10 protein-coding genes are annotated in these 19,105 nt (G+C 69.5%); 7 read left to right on the forward strand and 3 right to left on the reverse strand.

Annotated features, from left to right (window positions below; translation table 11 throughout):
• Positions 1-276 precede the first annotated feature (276 nt).
• The gene (locus ACOJUJ_RS04655) at positions 277-1,626 is read left to right on the forward strand and encodes an erythromycin esterase family protein (protein WP_420125685.1); all 1,350 of its coding nucleotides are present in this window, start codon (positions 277-279) and stop codon (positions 1,624-1,626) included.
• Between the two features lie 124 nt (positions 1,627-1,750).
• Here ACOJUJ_RS04655 and ACOJUJ_RS04660 read toward each other — a convergent pair whose 3' ends face one another.
• Complete coding sequence (locus ACOJUJ_RS04660; RefSeq protein WP_420125686.1) at positions 1,751-4,225, reverse strand: S9 family peptidase; 2,475 nt, start codon at positions 4,223-4,225, stop codon at positions 1,751-1,753.
• 234 nt (positions 4,226-4,459) lie between these two features.
• On the opposite strand from ACOJUJ_RS04660, the gene ACOJUJ_RS04665 reads away from it, so the two are divergent.
• The 3 genes from ACOJUJ_RS04665 to ACOJUJ_RS04675 all read left to right on the forward strand — a co-directional run bounded on the left by ACOJUJ_RS04665 (position 4,460) and on the right by ACOJUJ_RS04675 (position 11,428).
• Positions 4,460-6,592 (forward strand): IPT/TIG domain-containing protein, encoded by a 2,133-nt coding sequence (locus ACOJUJ_RS04665; RefSeq protein WP_420125687.1) that lies wholly within the window; start codon positions 4,460-4,462, stop codon positions 6,590-6,592.
• A gap of 650 nt (positions 6,593-7,242) precedes the next feature.
• On the forward strand, positions 7,243-10,068 hold the full coding sequence (polA, locus tag ACOJUJ_RS04670; protein WP_420125688.1) for a DNA polymerase I: 2,826 nt from the start codon (positions 7,243-7,245) through the stop codon (positions 10,066-10,068).
• Between the two features lie 466 nt (positions 10,069-10,534).
• Positions 10,535-11,428: a hypothetical protein gene (locus ACOJUJ_RS04675; protein WP_420125689.1), complete on the forward strand. Its 894-nt coding sequence runs from the start codon at positions 10,535-10,537 to the stop codon at positions 11,426-11,428.
• Between the two features lie 111 nt (positions 11,429-11,539).
• On the opposite strand, the gene ACOJUJ_RS04680 is transcribed toward ACOJUJ_RS04675, so the two are convergent.
• Positions 11,540-12,097: a DNA-3-methyladenine glycosylase I gene (locus ACOJUJ_RS04680; protein WP_420125690.1), complete on the reverse strand. Its 558-nt coding sequence runs from the start codon at positions 12,095-12,097 to the stop codon at positions 11,540-11,542.
• A 433-nt stretch (positions 12,098-12,530) separates the two neighbouring features.
• On the opposite strand from ACOJUJ_RS04680, the gene ACOJUJ_RS04685 reads away from it, so the two are divergent.
• The 3 genes from ACOJUJ_RS04685 (at position 12,531) to ACOJUJ_RS04695 (ending at position 18,130) form a co-directional block, all read left to right on the forward strand.
• Entirely contained in the window at positions 12,531-13,475 is a 945-nt protein-coding gene (locus ACOJUJ_RS04685; RefSeq protein WP_420125691.1) for a hypothetical protein, read from the forward strand.
• A 607-nt stretch (positions 13,476-14,082) separates the two neighbouring features.
• A complete protein-coding gene (locus tag ACOJUJ_RS04690; RefSeq protein ID WP_420125692.1) occupies positions 14,083-16,587 on the forward strand; it encodes a hypothetical protein in 2,505 nt (834 codons plus the stop codon).
• A gap of 166 nt (positions 16,588-16,753) precedes the next feature.
• Positions 16,754-18,130 (forward strand): aspartate aminotransferase family protein, encoded by a 1,377-nt coding sequence (locus ACOJUJ_RS04695; RefSeq protein WP_420125693.1) that lies wholly within the window; start codon positions 16,754-16,756, stop codon positions 18,128-18,130.
• A gap of 358 nt (positions 18,131-18,488) precedes the next feature.
• Here ACOJUJ_RS04695 and ACOJUJ_RS04700 read toward each other — a convergent pair whose 3' ends face one another.
• Positions 18,489-19,082 (reverse strand): hypothetical protein, encoded by a 594-nt coding sequence (locus ACOJUJ_RS04700; protein WP_420125694.1) that lies wholly within the window; start codon positions 19,080-19,082, stop codon positions 18,489-18,491.
• Positions 19,083-19,105: the final 23 nt, after the last annotated feature.

Genomic DNA, 19,105 nt, shown 5'->3' on the forward strand with positions numbered 1-19,105 from the left:
CGGGGGGCGGTTGATCTCACGCGGAGACGCGGTGGGGCGGAGAGAGACCATCTCTCCGCCCCTCCGCTTTTCTGGATCCGTCCAGCCCCGGCTTTATGTCTCACACGGAGTTAAAGGAGTCAACGGCGTTTGTTCTGCGCGAGGATCAAACTCCGTTGACTCCGTTAACTCCGTGTGAGGCCAATATGTTACGGGACTTCAGTTACGCGGATGGCACGTCGGGTGCGCGGTCAGAGGGGTGGGAGGCGAGCGATGGATCCGCGATGGAGGAAGACGATGGCGGCACGGGAGGACGGAGCGGCGCTGGAGACGATTCGCGCGGCGGCGGTTCCGCTGCGCGGCGAGCAGGGTGACTGGGACGCGCTGATGGAGCTGGTGGGCGATGCGCGGCTGGTGCTGCTGGGCGAGGCGTCGCACGGCACGCACGAGTTCTACCGCGCACGGGCGCAGATCACGCGGCGGCTGATCACGGAAAAAGGGTTCACGGCCGTGGCGGTGGAGGCGGACTGGCCCGACGCGTACCGCGTGAACCGCTACGTCCGCGGCGCGGGGAGCGACGCCTCGCCCGAAGAGGCGCTGGGCGGCTTCAAGCGATTTCCGCAGTGGATGTGGCGCAACACGGACGTGGTGCGGCTGGTGGAGTGGATGCGCGCGCACAACGACGCGCTGCCGGACGGCGCGCCCCGGGCCGGGTTCTACGGAATCGACCTGTACTCCATGTTCGGCTCCATCCAGGCCGTCATCCAGTACCTGGAGGGCGTGGATCCCGAAGCGGCACGCCGCGCCCGGCAGCGCTACGGCTGCTTTCACCGCATGGGCGGCGACGATCCGCAGGCGTACGGCTACGCGGCCGAGCTGGGCATTACCGACGCGTGCATCGACGAGGCTGTGCACCAGCTGCGGGAGCTGCGCGAGCAGGCGGCGCGGGTCGCGGCGCAGGACGGCGGGCTGGCGGAGGACGAGCACTTCTACGCCGAGCAGAACGCACGGCTGGTAAAGAACGCGGAGGAATACTACCGCAGCATGTTCGCCGCGCGCGTAAGCTCGTGGAACCTGCGCGACTGCCACATGGCGGATACGCTGGACGCGCTGCTTCGCCACTTTGACCAGAAGGTCGATTCACCCCGGGTGGTGGTCTGGGCGCACAACTCCCACCTGGGCGACGCCAGCGCCACGCAGATGGGCGAGGAGGGCGAGTGGAACGTGGGCCAGCTGGTGCGCGAGCGGCACGGCGACGCCGCGCGGCTCATCGGCTTCAGCACGTACACGGGGACCGTCACCGCCGCGTCGGAGTGGGACGCGCCGGCGGAGCGCAAGCGCGTGCGGCCGGGGATGGACGGCAGCTACGAGGCGCTGCTGCACGAGGTGGGCGTCCCCGACTTCTACCTGCCGATCCGCGGCGGAGGCGCGGTGGGGCAGGCGCTGCGGCCCGAGCGGCTGGAGCGTGCCATCGGCGTGATCTACAAGCCGGAGACGGAGCGGTGGAGCCACTATTTCCACGCGCGGCTCTCCGGCCAGTTCGACGCCGTGATCCACTACGACCACACGCGCGCCCTGCACCCGCTGGAGCGCACACCGCAGTGGGAAAACGCCGAGCCGCCCGAGACGTATCCCAGCGGGATCTGAGAAAAGAGACACGATGTAGGGTACAGAGGAACAGACAAAGCCAGAGGAACAGAGTGATGCCGCTCTCTGTTCCTCTGGCTTTCTCTGTTCCTCTGTACCCCAATCCTCTTTTGCGGACTTTGCCTTACCGCGTGGCAGGCGTGGCGGCGGGCGGGGTGCGCGGCGGGGCGTTCTTCACGTGCGTGTCGAGCCAGTTGATGGTCTCGGCCAGCGTGTGCAGCACGGACTCGCGGGCGCGGTAGCCGTGCGCCTCCAGCGGCAGCACCACGTAGCGCACCGTGGCGCCGTGGCCCTTGAGCGCGGCGTAAAAGCGCTCGCTCTGCACGGGAAAGGTGCCGCTGTTGTCGTCGTTGGCGCCGTGGATGAGCAGGATGGGCTCGTTTACCCGGTTGGCGAAGGTGAACGGGCTCATCCGCGTGTACGTGTCCGTCGCCTCCCAGTACGTGCGCTGCTCCGCCTGGAAGCCGAACGGGGTGAGCGTGCGATTGTACGCGCCGCTGCGCGCCACCCCGGCGCGGAACAGGTCGCTGTGCGCCAGCAGGTTGGCCGTCATGAACGCGCCGTAGCTGTGGCCGCCCACGGCGATGCGGTCGCGGTCCGCTACACCCATCTCCACCACCTTGTCCACCGCCGCCTGCGCGCTGGCCACCAGCTGCTCCACGTAGGTGTCGTTGGGCTCGGCCTCGCCTTCGCCCACGATCGGCATCGTGGGGTTGTCGAGCACCGCGTAGCCGGCCAGCAGCAGGAACAGGTGCGAGGTGCCGCCCGGCCGCGAAAAGCGGTTGGGCGAATCCGTGATCTGCCCCGCCGCGCTGGCGTCGCGGAACTCGGTGGGATACGCCCACATCACCAGCGGGAGCGGGCCGTCGCGCCGCGCGTCGTAGCCGGGGGGCAGGTACAGCGTGCCGTTCAGGCGCACGCCGTCCGCGCGGGTGTAGGTGATCATCTGCCGCTGCACGTTGGCCAGCTGCGGCGCGGGATCCGGAAAGTTCGTCACCGCGCGGGCCCGGTTCCCCCGCAGCGTGCGCACGTACACGTTGGGCGCTTCGGTAATGGATTCGCGCCGGGTGAGGATGCGGCCGCCGTCGGCGTCCAGCACGGCGAGCACCGTCTCGTAGTACGGGTCCTCGGTGCGCCACAGCCGCCGCTTCGCTCCCGAGGCGATGTCCATCACGTCCAGGAAGGGGTAGTTGCCCCGCTCCGACGCGCCCAGCGCGGTAAGGAAGATCCCGCGGCCGTCACCCGTGAACCGCAGCACCTCGTGCCCCGAGGGGGTGGTGGTGGTGAGCGGTATGCCGGGATCGCTGTAGCGGTCCTGGTAGCTGCGGTCGCTCATCAGGCGCGGCGCGGCCGAGGGGTTGTCGGGGCTTACGGCAAAGCGCTTTTGCCACCGCGTGTTGAACCACTGCGCCTGCACGATGGCCATGTCGCCGCTCCCCCACCCCACGTACGACACGCGGTGCTCCACGTCGATGAGGCGCGTGGGCTGGGCCGTGAACGGCGCCGCCAGCATCACCACCCGGTCACGCAGGGCGGCCTCGCGGCGGGGGTCGCCGCCGTCCAGCGCCTCTACCCAGGCCAGCGTGGCGGGCGCGTCGCTGCGCCACTGTACCTCGCGCGGGCCCTCGGGAACGGCGTCGAACGACGGGGGCAGGTTGTCGGACAGCGGCACGTCGGCCACCAGCTTTACGCGGGCGCCGGTGCGCGCGTCGACGACGCTGACCTCCTGCGGAAAGTTGTACGCGGGAACCACGTAGCTGTACGGGCGCTTGACCCGCGTCACCAGCAGGAACCGCCCGTCGGGCGAGGGGGCGAAGCCGAAGAAGATCCCCGGCTCGCCCACGTCCGTGGGGCGCTCGCCGTCCAGCGGCACGCGCGAAAGCTGTGCGGTAAAGTAGTGCTCGAACAGCGCCTCGTCGCCGGCGCTCTGAAGCAGGTCCTGGTAGGTGCGCGCGGGCGCCGTGCGGCCCAGGCTCTCCTGGATGATGGGCGCGGACGGCACCTCGGACGGACGCGGCGCCGGCCCCCGTCCGGGGACCACGCGCGCCACGACGAAGCCGGAGTTGTCGGGCAGCCAGCGGTACGGCGTGGTCAGGGTCCCGTTCAGCTCCGGGCCCATCACCCGGCGCGCCTGGCCGGTGGCGACCTCGGCCACCCACAGCTCCAGCCCGTTGGGGAGGGCGTTGACGAACGCCAGCCGCCGCCCGTCCGTCGACCACCCGGCGTAGGCGATGCGCGCGCCGGCCGGCAGCTGCACGACCCGCTGGCGGCCGCTTTCCAGGTCCTGGAAGGCCAGGCCGCTGCCGTAGGCGGCGCGCGTGCCGGAGATGCCGTTGGTGCGCGGGCTGACGCGGTACCCCGCCAGCCTCAGCTCCGGCTCCGCCATCTGCTCGATGGAGGGGAGCGCCTCGCGCGTCACGATGGCCAGCGTCTGCCGGTCGCGCCCCACCATCACGGTGGGGGTGGGCTCGGCGGTAACGATGGCGGGAATGGGGTCGGGCGGGCGCAGGTAGCCGGTCTGCGCCTGCGCCGCGTCCCCGCCGGCCAGCGCGAAGGCCGTCAGGAGCGCGCCCGTGCGTGCGATGCGGGTCGGTTGCATGTCCTGCTCTACATGGGGGATGGCCGTCGCGCTCCGCCCCGCGGAGCCCGCGCCGATGGTCGTGGGATCGGATGACAATCTGACATACGCCGCCGAGGTGCGAAAGGCTTAGCATGGATACGGAGGGCACTCACGATTGTGCAAGCCGAACGCGCCCGTTATCCTCATAATGCGGCGCATCCGTGTCGCGCAGATCCACCGATTCTTCTTCTTCCCTCCTTTATTTACTCCCTTATGCCCTCTCGACATCCGGCACGCCCCCTGCTGCGGCGCGCGGCCGCCGCCGTTCTGCTGATCGCCGCCGCCTGCGGCGACGGACCGACTGGCAACCGGCCGAACCCCACGCCGCGGGTGACCGCGGTGGCCCCGGCCGGCGTGCTCTCGCGCGGACCCGCGTTCACGCTGACGGTGCGCGGGGTGGACTTCGTCCAGGGCTCGGTGGTGCGCTGGGACGGCGTGGACCGCCCCACCACCTACGTCAGCGCCACGGAGCTCTCCGCCAGCATCGCGGCCGCGGACATCGAGGAGCCGGGGACGGTGCAGATCTCCGTCTTCAACCCCGCCCCCGGCGGCGGGGTGAGCTCCGGCTACGGGATGCTGATCGGCGTGGGCACCAACCCGGTGCCCGTGGTGACCGGCATCACGCCGGCCTCGCTGGTGGCGGGGACGGGGGGCGAGATCACCATCCGGGGCACCGGCTTCACCCACACCTCGCTGGTGGGGCTCGGCACCGGGACGGCGGCAACTCCCACCTACGTTTCTTCGACGGAGCTGCGGCTGACGATCCCGCCGGCCGCGGTGCCGGCGGGTGGCGAGGTCCAGGTGGTCGTGATCAACGGGGAGCCGGGCGGGGGCGTCTCGGCCGCGGCCACGCTGCTGGTGACGAACCCGGCACCCGTGGCGAGCGCGGTCACGCCCTCACTGACGGACGCGGGGCAGGACAGCCTGGTGGTGCGGGTGACGGGGACGGGCTTTGTCGCCTCATCGGTCATCCACGTCTCCGGCGGCCCGCGCCCCACCCGGCTGGTGAGCGCCACCGAGGTGGCCGCCACGCTGAGCGCCGACGACCTTTCCGGCGCCGGGACCTTCAACCTCACCGTGGTCAACCCGGCGCCGGGCGGCGGCACCTCCGCCATTCTGCCGCTCACCCTGCGGGCGCCGTTCCCGGTGCTCGCCATGCTGCCGGCATCCGGCGCGGCCGCGGGGCGGGGCGGCTTCCCGCTGCGGGTGCACGGGACGGGCTTCGTGCGCGGCTCGGTGGTGCGGTGGAACGGCGAGGAGCGCCCAACCCGCTACCTGGGCTACCAGCGCCTGGAGATCACCGTCTCCGACGCCGACGTGGCCGCGCCGGGAACGGCGACCATCGACGTCCACACGCCGGGCGCGGGGACCAGCAGCCCGGCGCACCTGCAGATCCGGCCCGTCCCCGCCGCTGTCCGCACCAGCATGCACACCCTCGAGGTGTCCGCGGTGGACATGGTGTACGACCCGCATTCCAGGCGGCTGTACGCGTCGCTGGGCCCGGAGGGTACGCGCAACAGCCGCATTCTGGCCATCGACCCGGAAACGGGGACGGTGGTGGATTCGGTGATGCTCTTTGACGAGCCCGCGTCGCTGGCGGTGTCGGAAGACGGCAGCGCGCTGTGGGTGGAGCTCAACGGGACCCGCGAGATCCGCCGCGTGGCGCTCCCCTCGCTCACCCCGGGCGCATCGTTCTCGCTGGGGGAGGATAACGCCGCCGAGATCCACCCGATGCCCGGCCGGCCGGGGACGGTCGCGGTGCTGCTGGAGCGTCCGGGCGCCAGCCCCGGCTACCGCGGCATCGCCATCTACGACGATGGGGTCCGCCGCGCCCTGGTGGGCCCCGACTTCTTCGGCAGCAACACCATCGCGTGGGGTGAGGATCCCACGGTGCTGTACGGCGCCGACGCGGCAAGCTCCGACCACCGGTTCTACACGTACCGGGTCGACGCCGCGGGCGTCCGGGAGGTGCGGATGACGCCCCTGCTCTCGTATACCGACATGCGCATCCGGTTCGCCAGCGGCCGCGTCTACGGAAGCAACGGCGCCGTCATCGACGCTGACCGGCACGAGCGGGTGGGCGCCTTCGAGGGCCAGTCGTCGCAGGCGGGGTTCATCTTCCGCGCCGACCCCGAGCTGGGGCGCGCGTTCTACGTGCACGAGGGAAGGTTCACCGCGTACGACATGAACACCTTCCAGTCCCTGGGCTCGTTCGCGGTGTCCGACGGGGGCACGGAGCATCCCTCCGTCTCCCGGCTGCGGCTGGTGCGCTGGGCGGCGGACGGACTGGCCTACCGGCTGCAAAGCCGCATCGTGTTCTTCCGCACGCCGCTCGCCGCGCCCTGACGGCACCGGCGAAACCCGCTCGAAAAAGGCCTCGCGCATCTCCGCGCGAGGCCTTTTTCTGATCCCGGATCACGTCTGCACCTCCGCCATCCGGGGGATGCGACCAGGCCGCCGGGTGGTGTGATACCATCTCCCGGATTCGATGTGCAGTGAGGGGAACGATTTTCACGCGGAGGCGCGGAGAAAACAGAAAAGGCGCGGAGGGAACGCCCAAAACGCCTCCGCGCCTCATCAGTTCCTCCGCGCCTCCGCGTGATGCTTTTCCGTCGTTCCTCTGATTGCACAACGAACTGCGAGAAATGGTACGAAGACACCTGGCCCCCGAACCGTGGCGCGAAGTCGAGTTGCCGCGGTTCTCTCGACCTCCATCACCGGATCGGGGATGTGCGACGGGGTGCGCGGGATCAAATCGCCCGTGTGGTGCGTGGTGGACGCCCGAGATCACGTTCATGATGCTGTACGTCCCTGAAACGCGAGGGATGAGGGCGCCCGGCCAAGGGGAGAACGCCGGGGCCGCGGAGGTGATGTCCGCGCCGGGGAAGCGTCCAGGGGCATAGCGGAGGACGGCGGCGTTTCGGCGGCGGGCGCCGTGCCCTACATTGGTCGCGCGCCGCTCCGCATCACCACGAACGTACATCCGCCAGTTCAGCATGCCCGTAGAAAAGCCCGAAAAGACCCGCGACCGCCTGTACCTGATCGACGGCTACGCGCTCATCTACCGCGCCTTTTTCGCGCTGATCTCGCGGCCGCTGGTTTCGGGAAAGGGCGAGAACACGTCGGCCGCGTGGGGGGTCGCCCGGTTCCTCATCAAGGTCTTCGAAAAGCACAACCCCGACTACCTGGGGATGGTGTTTGACGCGGGCGACAGCGAGCGCGTGGAGATGTACCCCGAGTACAAGGCCACGCGCGAAAAGATGCCCGACGAGCTGGCGCTTTCCATCCCCCGCATCCGCGAGCTGGTGGAAGCGTTCAACATCCCCGTCCTGGAGCTGCAGGGCTACGAGGCCGACGACGTGATCGGCACGCTGGCCGCCAAGGCGGTGGACCAGGGGCTGGAGACGGTCATCATCAGCGGCGACAAGGACTTCTACCAGCTCATCCGCCCGCACGTGGCCCTGCTGAACCCCGGCCGCGGCGGCCCCACGGCCGTCGAGGAAGAATGGGTGGACGAGCGGAACGCCAACGAGCGCCTGGGCGTGCCGCCGAAGCACGTGGTGGACTACCTGGGGCTGATCGGCGACGCCAGCGACAACGTGCCCGGTGTAAAGGGGATCGGCCCCAAGACGGCGATCCAGCTGATCGAGGAGTACGGCGCAATCGAAAACCTCCTCGCACGCACGGCGGAGATCAAGAGCAAGCGCGCCCGCGAGGCGCTGGAGGCGTTTGCCGACAACGCGCTGCTGTCCAAGCGGCTGGTCACCATCCGCGAAGACCTGCCGGTGGAACTGGACCTGGAGGCGCTGCGCTGCCGCGAGCCGGACCGCGCGCGGCTCAAGGACCTGTTCTTTGACCTGGAGTTCCACTCGCTCATCCGTGACTTTACCGGCGTGGCGCCGGCGGGGAGCGCGGAGGCGGAAGCGCGGCCCAAGAACCGGCTGGAGGCCACGTACACGCTCCTCTCCACGACGCAGGAAGTGCTCGACCTGGTTGCACGGGCGCGTGCGGCGGGGCGGTTTGCGGTGGATACGGAGACGGACAACACGGATCCCATGCGCGCCACGCTGTGCGGCATATCGCTGGGCGTGGAGGTGGGACAGGCGTACTACCTTCCCTTCCGCCACCGCACCCGCGGCCCCGACCAGGGCGACATGCTGGGCGAACTGATGCCGCCGGTGACGAAGGACGGGCCCGGGTGCGAGGTGGTGGCCAACCTGCCGGACCTGCACGGCGAGGCCATGCGGCCGCTGATCGAGCTGCTGGAGGACGAGTCCGTAAAGAAGGTGGGCCAGAACCTGAAGTACGATTTCCTCGTCTTCCGGCGCGAGGGGATCGCGCTGCGGGGCATCGACTTCGACACGATGATCGCCAGCTACGTGCTGGACCCCGGACGGCGCGAGCACGGGCTGGACTCGCTCGCCCTTCAGCACCTGGACCACGAGACCATCACCTACGGCGAGGTGGCGGGGAAGGGAAAGGCCGAGATCCCCTTTGCCGAGGTGGCGCTGGAGTCCGCCTGCACCTACGCGGCCGAGGATGCCGACATCGCGCTGCGGCTGGCGGAAAAGTTCGGCCCGGAGATGGAGAGCCTGCACCTGGAGTCGCTGTTCCGCGACATCGAGATGCCGCTGGTCCACGTGCTGGCGGAGATGGAGTGGAACGGCATCCGCATCGATGAGCCGTTCTTTCGCCGCATGGGCGAGGAGCTGCGCACCGCGCAAAAGTCGCTCGAGGGGCAGATCTACGTGGAGGCGGGGGAGGAGTTCAACATCGGCTCCACGCCGCAGCTGCGCGAGATCCTGTTCGGCAAGCTGGGGCTGCCCGTCATCAAAAAGACCAAGACGGGTGCGTCGACCGACGTGGACGTGCTGCAGGCGCTGGCGGCGCGCGGCCATTCGCTCCCCACGCTGCTGATGCAGTACCGGCAGATCGACAAGCTGCGCGGCACCTACGTCGACACGCTGCCGCACGCGGTGAACCCCGAAACGGGGCGCATCCACACCTCGTTCAGCCAGACCATCGCGGCCACGGGGCGCCTCTCCTCGTCCGATCCCAACCTGCAGAACATCCCTATCCGCACCGAGATGGGGGCAGAGATCCGCCGCGGCTTCATCCCCGCCGAGGGGCACCGCTTCGTCAGCGCCGACTACTCGCAGATCGAGTTGCGCATTCTGGCCCACTACTCGCGCGACGAGGCGTTCGTCGAGGCGTTCCGGGCGGGGCTCGACATCCACCGGCAGACGGCCAGCATCGTCTTCAGCGTACCGCTGGACTCCGTCACCAAGGAGATGCGCGACCGGGCAAAGACGGTGAACTTCGGCATCATCTACGGACAGGGCCCGTTCTCGCTGGGCAACCAGCTGGGGATCAGCAACGCGGAGGCAAAGGAGTTCATCGAGGAGTACTTCCGCCGCTTTCCGGGCGTGCGGCGCTACCTGGACGAGCAGGTGGAGCTGGCCAAGACGCGCGGCTACGTGGAAACGCTCACCGGCCGGCGGCGCTACCTGCCGGAGCTCAAGTCGCGCAACTGGAACATCCGCGCGTTCGGCGAGCGCGCGGCCACCAACGCGCCCATCCAGGGCACCGCGGCGGACCTCATCAAGATCGCCATGATCCGCATCCAGGACGACCTGCATGCCGGCGTGGTCCCCGCGAAGATGCTGCTGCAGGTGCACGACGAACTCCTGTTCGAAACGCCCGCGGGGAGCGAGCCGGCGGTGCAGGAGTTCGTCCGCGAGCGGATGGAGGGCGCGGCGCAGCTGGAAGTGCCGCTGAAGGTGGAAGGCGGGATCGGGGACAACTGGCTGGAGACGAAGTAGGGTGTGAGGGTGTGAGGGTGTGAGGGTGTGAGGGTGTGAGGGATCGTGCGGCGGAGCACCCGGCGCGGCGTCGGGTTCCGCGTTCGGTGGTTGAAACCGCGGCTGGAAAGTCACGAAGTCCGCCTTCGCGGACTGTAGCCGCGGCTTCCCGGCGGCGTTCACTGTGCTGAGGCTGAGGGAGGCGCCGCGCGGATCCGGATGACGGCTGGATCTCTGACCGATCGAAGGACCTCGTCGATTTCCCGGAGCCGGCTCAACGCGCCGGGCCTGGCCCTCACGAGCAGGTGAAGCCCCGTTCGGCGACGCGTCAGCGCGCCGAGACGGGGCTTGTGGCATTTCCAGCCACAGGCTTTAGCCTGTGGTGGTGGTGGCGCGCGGGACTGAGGCGTTGACCCGGAGGGTCCGTTAGTACATCGTGTAGGCCTCCCCCCCCGCCCTTCCTTCAAGCTCCCCTGCACCCACTCCGATGCCGGATACCGAGACGGGTACCACCCGCGAGCCTTCTGCCGCCGCCAATCCGCCGCTCAGCCGCCCGCACGGCCGGCCGCTGTCGATGGCCGACGTGCTGTACGAAGTCGTGACGGACTGGAAGAAGCTCACCGGGTTCGTGGTGCTCTGCTTCCTGATCATCTTCACCGCCGGCGCGTCGATACGGCTGCTGCTGTGGACCTGGAAATCGTCGGGCCTTACGGCGACGTCGATGGAGATCTCCAGCTCGCCCAAGATCATCCTGGAGCAGGTAACCCGGCAGGGGCGCGAATACTTTCTGATCGTTCAGCCACACGGGTGGATGAACAGCGACATTCCGCTCCGGCCCGGCGACGAGGTGGAGTTCCAGGCCCAGGGACAGGTGAACATCACCTACAACACCCTGAACGACCACATTCTCCTCCGCCGCCAGATCGAGCTGCGGCTCTCGGCGGAGCGTGCGCGGGGCGACTTTGGTGCCATCCCCGACTCCATCTGGCTTCCCGAACGGCACTACACCGCCGCCGACCGGGATGCGCTCGAACGGAGCCTTCCGCGCAGCTGGCTTACCCCCGACGGCGACACCGGACCCGACGGGCTTCTCGACAGCCGATACTTTGCGCGCGTGCAGTCCAAGATCCTGCCGGGCGAGCCGTACGGCGTGCTGATCGCCGCGGTGCATGGCGCGGACCGGCCACCCATGCGCTACAACGGCTTTTCGTCCGCGTTCGCCATCGGCTCGTCGGAAACGGTAAACTGGAAGGGGCCGGCGGGTACGCTGTGGTTCACCGTGAACGACGTGCTGGACGACCAGGACGACCGCATGCCGCTGAAGTTCTTTACCGACAACATCGGCCTGTTCATGGTCAGGGTGATCATCAAGCACAATTGATCTTCTGGATCGTGCCGTCCCCCTGCTGATCCAGGCAGCCGAAGCCCCGTCCGGCGTGCAGTGCGCCGGACGGGGCTCGTCGTTTTGGCGAAGTGCGGATGAGCGGCAATCCTATGCCGGCCGGGCGACCGCCTCGGCCCGCGCCCACGGCGGGTCCAGCGCAAGGATGCGGGGGTAGACGGGGCAGTCGGTTTTGTGCGCGCCGGGAAGGTAGCCCAGCGACATCAGGAACTCGCCCACGATCTCGCCGCCGGTAAAGCGGAAGGTCTTTTTGAAGAGCTTGATCCACTCCGGTTTGGTGAGCGGATGGTGCGCGTCCAGCCACCCGGCGAACGACCCGTACTCCGCGCGCAGCTGCTGGATACGGCGCGCGTTCTCGATCACCGCGTCTACCTTGAGCCGGTTGCGGACAATGCCGGCGTCCCCCAGCAGCCGCGCCCGCTCCGTATCGCCGTACGCCGCCACGCGGTCCACGTCAAAGCCGTCGAACGCGCGGTAAAAGGCTTCCTTCTTCTTCAGGATGGTGAGCCACGACAGCCCGGCCTGGTTGATCTCCAGCGCCAGCCGCTCCAGCAGCTCGTCGTCGCCGCGCAGGGGAAAGCCGTACTCGTGGTCGTGATACGGGCCGTGGTACGGGTGCCCGGGCGCGGCGTCGCAGTAGGATGACATAGGGTCGGGCGTGACGTGTGTGTCTGGAAAGAAGTGCGAGAGTGCGAGAGTGCGAGAGTGGCGGGGATGATCTTACGCGGGTGAAGCCCTATTCGGCGAGGGACGAGCCGGGGACCGGGCTTGGGGCGGTTCCAGCTCTCGGCTTCAACGGTTGGGGGCGATGGCGGCGGATGATCCATGGCCACGGGACGATGCCGCCTCGCGTGCCCATCCACAACCCCGACGCATCCATTCGCCCTCGCCGAGCATCCAATCGGTTGGATGGCGACACCGGAAGCACACTGACCGGCCCCAACCGGCCGTTCACTTTCGCACTTCCGCACTCTCGCACTTTCGCACGTCTCTCCGCACTCGCGCGCCGAACCCCGCCCCGCTATGATGTACGCTCACCCTCGATCATCCGGAGGACCCTTCATGTCCGGGAACCGCCTGCATGTCTGACGAGCAGGAAGACGCGCCGCGCCACCTTCCCTTTGTGCTGGGGATCATTGGCGACTCCGGGAGCGGCAAGAGCACCGTCGCGCGCGGCGTGCGCGAGTTGATCGGCCCCGCGCGGGTGACTACGCTGGAGCTGGACGACTACCACCGCTACTCCCGCGCCGAGCGGCAGGAGCTGGGGCTTACCGCGCTGAACCCCATGGTGCACAACCTGTCGCTGGTGCAGGAGCACCTGAACCTGCTGCGCGCCGGCCGCAAGGTGCGCAACCGCAGCTACGATCACACCGACGGCACCTTTGGTCCGCTGCGCGTGCTGGATCCGGAAGAGGTGGTCATCGTCCGCGGCCTGCTGGGCTTTCCCACCGAAGAGCTGCGCGCCGCGTACGACCTGGCCGCGTTCCTGTATCCCGAGCCCGAGCTGCTGTTTCGCTGGAAGCTGCGGCGCGACACCAAGTCGCGCGGCTACAGCGAGGCCGAGGTGCTCAAGAGCATCGCGCGGCACCTGGTCGATTCCAAGATCTACGTGCTGCCGCAGGCCGACCGCGCCGATCTGGTCGTCCGCTACGAGGTGCCGGAGTGGGACGCGCCCGATACCGAGGTGCGCACCACCCTTACCCTGCGCCGCGCCGCCGCCGACGCCGTGCGCAGCAACGGCATCGCCGCGCGGCTGGGCGAGCACGGCAGCGTGGAAGACGCGGAGGGCGGCGAGGTGATCGTCCGCATCGACAGCACCTTGCCGCAAACGGTGGTGGACGATTGGGGGCAGGAGCGCTTCCCCGACACCTACGCCTCCGCCAGCTACGGCATGTACCAGGGGGATGAGGGCGACGCCGGCCGCCTGGTGCCGCTGGCCTTTACCCAGCTGCTGATCGCCGACCTGGCGCAGAAGCTTCGCCGCCCCGCCCAACCCGGTTCCCAGGGCGCCGGCGCAGCCGCCTGAAGATCTAGAGGGGGGTCAACGGAGTTTTCCCGTGCCTCTGGCGCTTACGTCCAGAGCCTGGCTGCCGCGGGCTGTCGGGAACGGCGCGGAGGTGGAATGCGGCAGGGAGCCATCCGCGTTTTTTTGAGAGAGATGCGGATCGGCGGATAGTCTCGGTGGCGCGCCCGACGGAGTCGATCGATCCACCTGATGCGCGATCGGTAGAACCCTCCCCCGGCTCCAGTGTGGAGGAGCGCCGCCTCCAGGACGCGATTGGTGTGGGAGGCGGTTGATGACGAACGGGCGCCGCGCATTCCGCGCGGCGCCCGCTTTCGCTGATCATTCCGTTTCTCGCGGTTGGTTGTGCACGCGTGGCGAATCCGGGTACACACCAGCTGAACCTGCAGAAGAGGAAATCTCACACGGGGTCAACGGGGTCAACGGGTTTGATCTTTACCGTTGACCCCGTTGACCCCGTGTGAGACAAGTCTTTCCATGATCTGAGATCGGGTGCCGCGGCCCGCGCGCCCCGTCCGGATTTGACCCGGAAACAGATTTTCCATTACATTACGCATCTCCAGACGGCGACGCCTCCGGTGCATCACCACCTCAATCCGTTCCACACACCATGCTGAAGTCCATCCCCGCGCGCGCGGCCGCGTTTGCCGCGCTGCTGCTTTCCGCCGCCTGTACCGACCGCTCGCCGACCGCGGCCACCCCCGCCCCCGGACCGGGGCAGACGGTGCGCGCCGGCATCGCGTGCACCGTGCAGGTGAGCACCGCGCAGGCCACGTGCGAGGCGGTCGCCGGGGGCGGCGGGCTGCGGAACGTGATCCTGGGCGGCCAGAACAAGTACGTGCGCCTGGCCTCGTCGGGCCTGGCCTACGACGTCGAGGCGCAGATCTTTACGGTGAACGTCACCGTGCAGAACCTGCTGGGACAGCGGATGGGGACGCCGGACGGCACCACTGCCACCGGCGTGCGGGTGTTCTTCGACCGCCTGCCCACCGCCACCACCGGCACGGGCGAGGTCACCGTCGCCAACGCGGACGGCCACGGCGGCTTTACGGGGCTTAACCAGCCGTACTTCGAGTACCCGGAGATCCTGGAGGCGCTGGGCGCGTCGCAGCCGAAGCCCTGGCGCTTCAACGTGCCCAGCACCGTCGAGGTGTTCAGCTTTGGCGTGTACGTGGACACGGAGCTGCCGGCCGAGCAGGGCGTGCTGCGGTGGACGCAGGAGGAGGGCATCGCCTACACGCCGCCCGCCGCGTACCTGTGGTCCATGTGGGGAACGTCGGCCACGGACGTGTTCGCGGTGGGGCTGCAGGGCAAGATCCTGCACCATGACGGCGCGCGGTGGACGCCCATGCCCAGCGGCACCACCGCGGGGCTCCGCGGCATCTGGGGCGCGTCGCGCAGCCGGGTGTACGCCGTGGGCGACTCGGGGACGGTGATGCGCTACGACGGCAACCGCTGGAGCCGCCTGGCGGGCCCGGTCGCCGGCCGTGCCCTGCGCGGCGTGTGGGGCCGCAGCGATACGCTCTGGGTCGCCGGCTACCAGGGGACGCAGGGCCTCATCCTGCGGTCCGTCGACGGCGGCGCCTCGTGGAACGAGACGTTCAGCGCCCCCGCCGCGGGGAACCGCCAGCTGCAGGGGATCACCGGCGCCGCCGGCGGCGTGCTGATCGCCACCGGGCTGCAGACGGCCAGCGGGTACACCGACGGGGTGATCCTGCGCTCCGTCGACGGCGGCGAGACGTGGGCGGAGCAGGTGGTGTCGGAGACCGCCAACCGCAGCCTGTACGGCGTGTGGGCGACCGGCAGCCACGTGTTCGCCGTGGGCCAGGCGCACGACCCGGCGGGCCCCACGCACGACGCCTTCATGATGCGCTCGTCGGACGGCGGCGAAACGTGGACGCGGGAGACGCACGACGGTCCCACCGCCGTGTACGGCGTGTGGGGCACGGGCGCCACGGACGTGACGGCCGTCGGGTTCAGTGGCCGCATCCTGCACTTTGACGGCGCGGCGTGGACCGAGGTGACTCCCGAAGGCTCCACCTCGGACCTGTACGCGGTCTGGGGGAGCGCGGCCGCCGGGATGTTCGCGGCCGGCGAAGGCGAGTCCATGGTGCGGCGCACGGACGGTCCGTGGGTGCCGGTCCCCGTCCCGGGCGACCCCAACCTGGAGTACATCGCCGCGTGGGGCCCCGCGCCCGACGACCTGTACGTGGTCGCCCGCAGCTACGACTACGACACCAACCGCTGGGGCACCGCGCTGCTGCGCCGCACCAACGGGTCATGGTCCACCATCCGTCCGCGGGAAGAAGACCTGGAGCTCCGAAAGGTGTGGGGGAGCGGTCCTGGCCAGGTGTTCGCCGTGGGATTCCGGTGGACGGGGGGCTACAACGAGGGCGTGATGCTGCGCTATGACGGCACGTCGTGGACGGAAACCGTGAGCGCCGCCGAAGCCGACCGCCGCTTCCACTCGGTGCACGGCGACGGCGCGGGGAACATGTGGATCGTCGGCAGCCACCGGGAGCCGCTCACCGACGTCGAGGCGCTGCTGATGCGCTCCACGGACGGGGGGCAGAGCTGGACCGAGCGCCGCATCTACCTGTTCGACTACACGCTGCAGCTGTTCGACGTGTGGACCGCGGGTCCTTCGGAGGCGTACGCCGTGGGCAGCGACTTTCACCGCTCCACCGGCATCGCGCACGGCCTGCGGCTTCGGTTCGACGGAACGGACTGGCACAGGGAATCCGAGACCGTTCCTTCGGAGCTGAGCGCGGTGTGGGGCGCGGGGAACGGCATCGTGTACGCCGGCGGGGCGGAGGGTGACGCCTTCTTCGGCCCGTCGACCGGCCTGATCCTGATGTCGGCGGACAGCGGCAAAACCTGGACGCGCAACAGCTTTGCGCCCGTCCGCGGCAACGAGCGGAGGGTGAGCAACTTCTGGGGTGCGGAAGGCACGGTGTACGCCGCGGGATCCGGCGGGCCCATCCTGCACCTGGACGGCGACCGATGGGAGAGCGTGGGCCCCTTCGCCTCGTCCATCGGCGCGCTCTGGGGCTTCTCCTCCACGGACGTGTGGGCGCTGGGCGCGGCCGGAGCCGTCTTCCACGGCACGCGCTGACCCGACGCCGCGCAGCCGTCCCGAGCCGCCCCCGCGACCCTCGCGGGGGCGGCTCTTCCTTTCCCCTTGCCGCGATCCACCCTCCCCCACAAACTCCTTTCGCACTTTCGCACTTTCGCACTTTCGCACTCACGCACTTCCGCACTCTCGCACGCACTCACGCACCGTGTCGTCGTCCTTCGGAACCGCCCTCCCGTCCATCGCCGTTCCCCCGCCGGGGCCGCGCTCGCGCGCGCTTGCCGCGGAGCTGGCGCGCTGGGAGTCGCCCAACGTCACCTACCTGGCGGACGACTTTCCGGTGTTCTGGGACGAGGCGCGCGGCGCCAACGTGCGTGACGTGGACGGCAACGTGTTCGTGGACCTGACCGCCGCCTTTGCCGTCGCCGGTCCGGGGCACGCGCACCCGCGCATCGTGGAGGCCATCCAGCGCCAGTCCGCGCGGCTGCTGCACGGCATGGGCGACGTGCATCCCCCCGCCGTCAAGGTCGATCTCCTCCGCGCCCTGGCCCAAGTCGCGCCCGGCGGATTGACGAAGAGCGTGCTCGCCAGCTCCGGCGCCGAGGCGGTGGAGGCCGCGCTCAAGACGGCGATGATCGCCACCGGAAAGCCGCGCGTGCTGGCGTTCCACGGCGGCTACCACGGCCTTACCTACCAGGCGCTCTCCGTCAGCGGCCGCGAGGACTTCCGCGCCCCCTTCGCCGCGCAGCTGGGGTCCAGCGCCGTCTTCATCCCCTATCCGTATCCCTACCGCTCGCCTTTTGGAAGCGACCCGGCGGAGGTGTGCGCGATGACGCTGCGGCTCATCGAGCACACGCTCGACGCGCCCGGCTCCGCGTCCGAGGCGATCGGCGCCGTCCTGGTGGAGCCGATCCAGGCGCGTGGCGGCGACGTGGTGCCGCCGGACGGTTTTCTCCCCGGCCTGCGCCGCATCTGCGACGAGCGCGGGCTGCTGCTGATGCTGGACGAGATCTACACCGGCTTCGGGCGCACGGGGCGGTGGTTTGCGTGCGAGCACTGGGGGGTGGTGCCGGACGTGATTATGGTGGGGAAGGGGCTCACCGGCGGCTTTCCCTTCGCCGCCTGCATCGGCACGGACGCGGTGATGGACCACTGGCCCCGGTCGACGGGCGAGGCGCTGCACACCTCCACCTTCCTGGGCCACCCGGTGGGATCCGCGGCCGCGCTGGCGTCGATGTCGGTCCTCCGCGAGGAGCGGCTGGTGGAGCGCTCCGCCACGTTGGGCGCGCGGATGATGGCGCGGCTGATCGACATCGCGGCGGATCACCCCAACGTGGGCGAGGTGCGCGGGCGGGGATTGCTGATCGGGATGGAGATGGTGCGCGACCGCGCGACGCGCGAGCCGGCGCCGGAGCTGGCCGGCCGGCTGGTGGTGGAGGGGCTGCGGCGCGGCGTGCTGCTGCTGGGCGGCGGCATCCACGGCAGCGTCCTGTCTCTCTCTCCCCCTTTCGTCCTTACCGACGCCCAGGCCGACCACGCCCTCGCCATCATCGCCGACATCCTGCGCGAGATGCGCGGCGCCTGAGGAGGATCCGCGCAGGAACGGCACGTGAATGCCATGAGCGTCCACGACGGGTTTCACATGGAATCCGGAAAAACAACATCGGAAGGTACGGAGATACCGAGAACAGCCAGAGGAACAGAGGTGATCCGCATTCCGTCCTCTGTTCCTCTGGCTGTTGTCTGTTCCTCTGTACCCTGACCTCTGTTTCCCGGAGTCCGACTTGAGCTGAGGTCCGACCCATTTCTCCGCGCCTCCGCGCCCTCCGCGTCTCCGCGTGACACCTGCGGTTTTTCTGGATTCGGGATGATGTGGGACGCAAAACAAGACGGCCTCCGCTCGCGTGAGTGGAGGCCGTCGTCCGTCATCCGCCAATCCGGGGTTACTCTTCCGGCTGGGGCGAGAGGGCGGACTGGAGCAGGCGCTGCAGGTCGCCGCTGCGGGCGAGCAGGTTTTCCGTGAGCGGCTCGATGGCGATCATCCGCTGCTGCAGCCGCTCCTCGTACGCGCGCGCCTGGCGGGCGATCTCCGGCTGGCGCAGCACGGCGGACCGCACCCTCATGAAGCGGGCCTGGATCTGCGCCAGCTCGCGCTCCAGCACGGCCAGCCGGTCCGTGTCGCCGCGCTGGCGGGCGGCGGCCACCTCGGCCGGCATGCGCTCCACGCGCACGGCCAGGCGCGCCAGCTCCGGATCGGCCGCGTCCATAGCGCGCTGCACCGCCTGCATCAGCTGGTCGCGCGCCTGGGCCAGCGACCGGTCCTGCAGCGCGCGGTCGTGCACGCGCTGCAGGTGGGTGCTTATGCTCTGCAGCTCGCCGTACCAGTTGATGACCGACTCGCGCGCGCCGGCCTCGGGCTTCATCACGCGGGCGCCGGGCGCCTCCACGGTCATGGGCCGTGCCTGCGCCGCCGCGGTGAGCGGCAGGGCCGTGATGACGGCGGCGAGCGCGAATGCCCGCCGGATGGATCCCGCCAAGCGAAGTCTCCGTGGATGAGTGG

This window comes from Longimicrobium sp. (genome assembly GCF_048594345.1).
Taxonomy (GTDB): Bacteria; Gemmatimonadota; Gemmatimonadetes; order Longimicrobiales; family Longimicrobiaceae; genus Longimicrobium.

Coding starts and splice junctions, on each gene's coding strand:
- ACOJUJ_RS04655 (WP_420125685.1), top strand. CDS start 277: ATGGCGGCACGGGAGGACGGAGCGGCGCTGGAGACGATTCGCGCGGCG.
- ACOJUJ_RS04660 (WP_420125686.1), bottom strand. CDS start 4,225: ATGCAACCGACCCGCATCGCACGCACGGGCGCGCTCCTGACGGCCTTC.
- ACOJUJ_RS04665 (WP_420125687.1), top strand. CDS start 4,460: ATGCCCTCTCGACATCCGGCACGCCCCCTGCTGCGGCGCGCGGCCGCC.
- polA (WP_420125688.1), top strand. CDS start 7,243: ATGCCCGTAGAAAAGCCCGAAAAGACCCGCGACCGCCTGTACCTGATC.
- ACOJUJ_RS04675 (WP_420125689.1), top strand. CDS start 10,535: ATGCCGGATACCGAGACGGGTACCACCCGCGAGCCTTCTGCCGCCGCC.
- ACOJUJ_RS04680 (WP_420125690.1), bottom strand. CDS start 12,097: ATGTCATCCTACTGCGACGCCGCGCCCGGGCACCCGTACCACGGCCCG.
- ACOJUJ_RS04685 (WP_420125691.1), top strand. CDS start 12,531: ATGTCTGACGAGCAGGAAGACGCGCCGCGCCACCTTCCCTTTGTGCTG.
- ACOJUJ_RS04690 (WP_420125692.1), top strand. CDS start 14,083: ATGCTGAAGTCCATCCCCGCGCGCGCGGCCGCGTTTGCCGCGCTGCTG.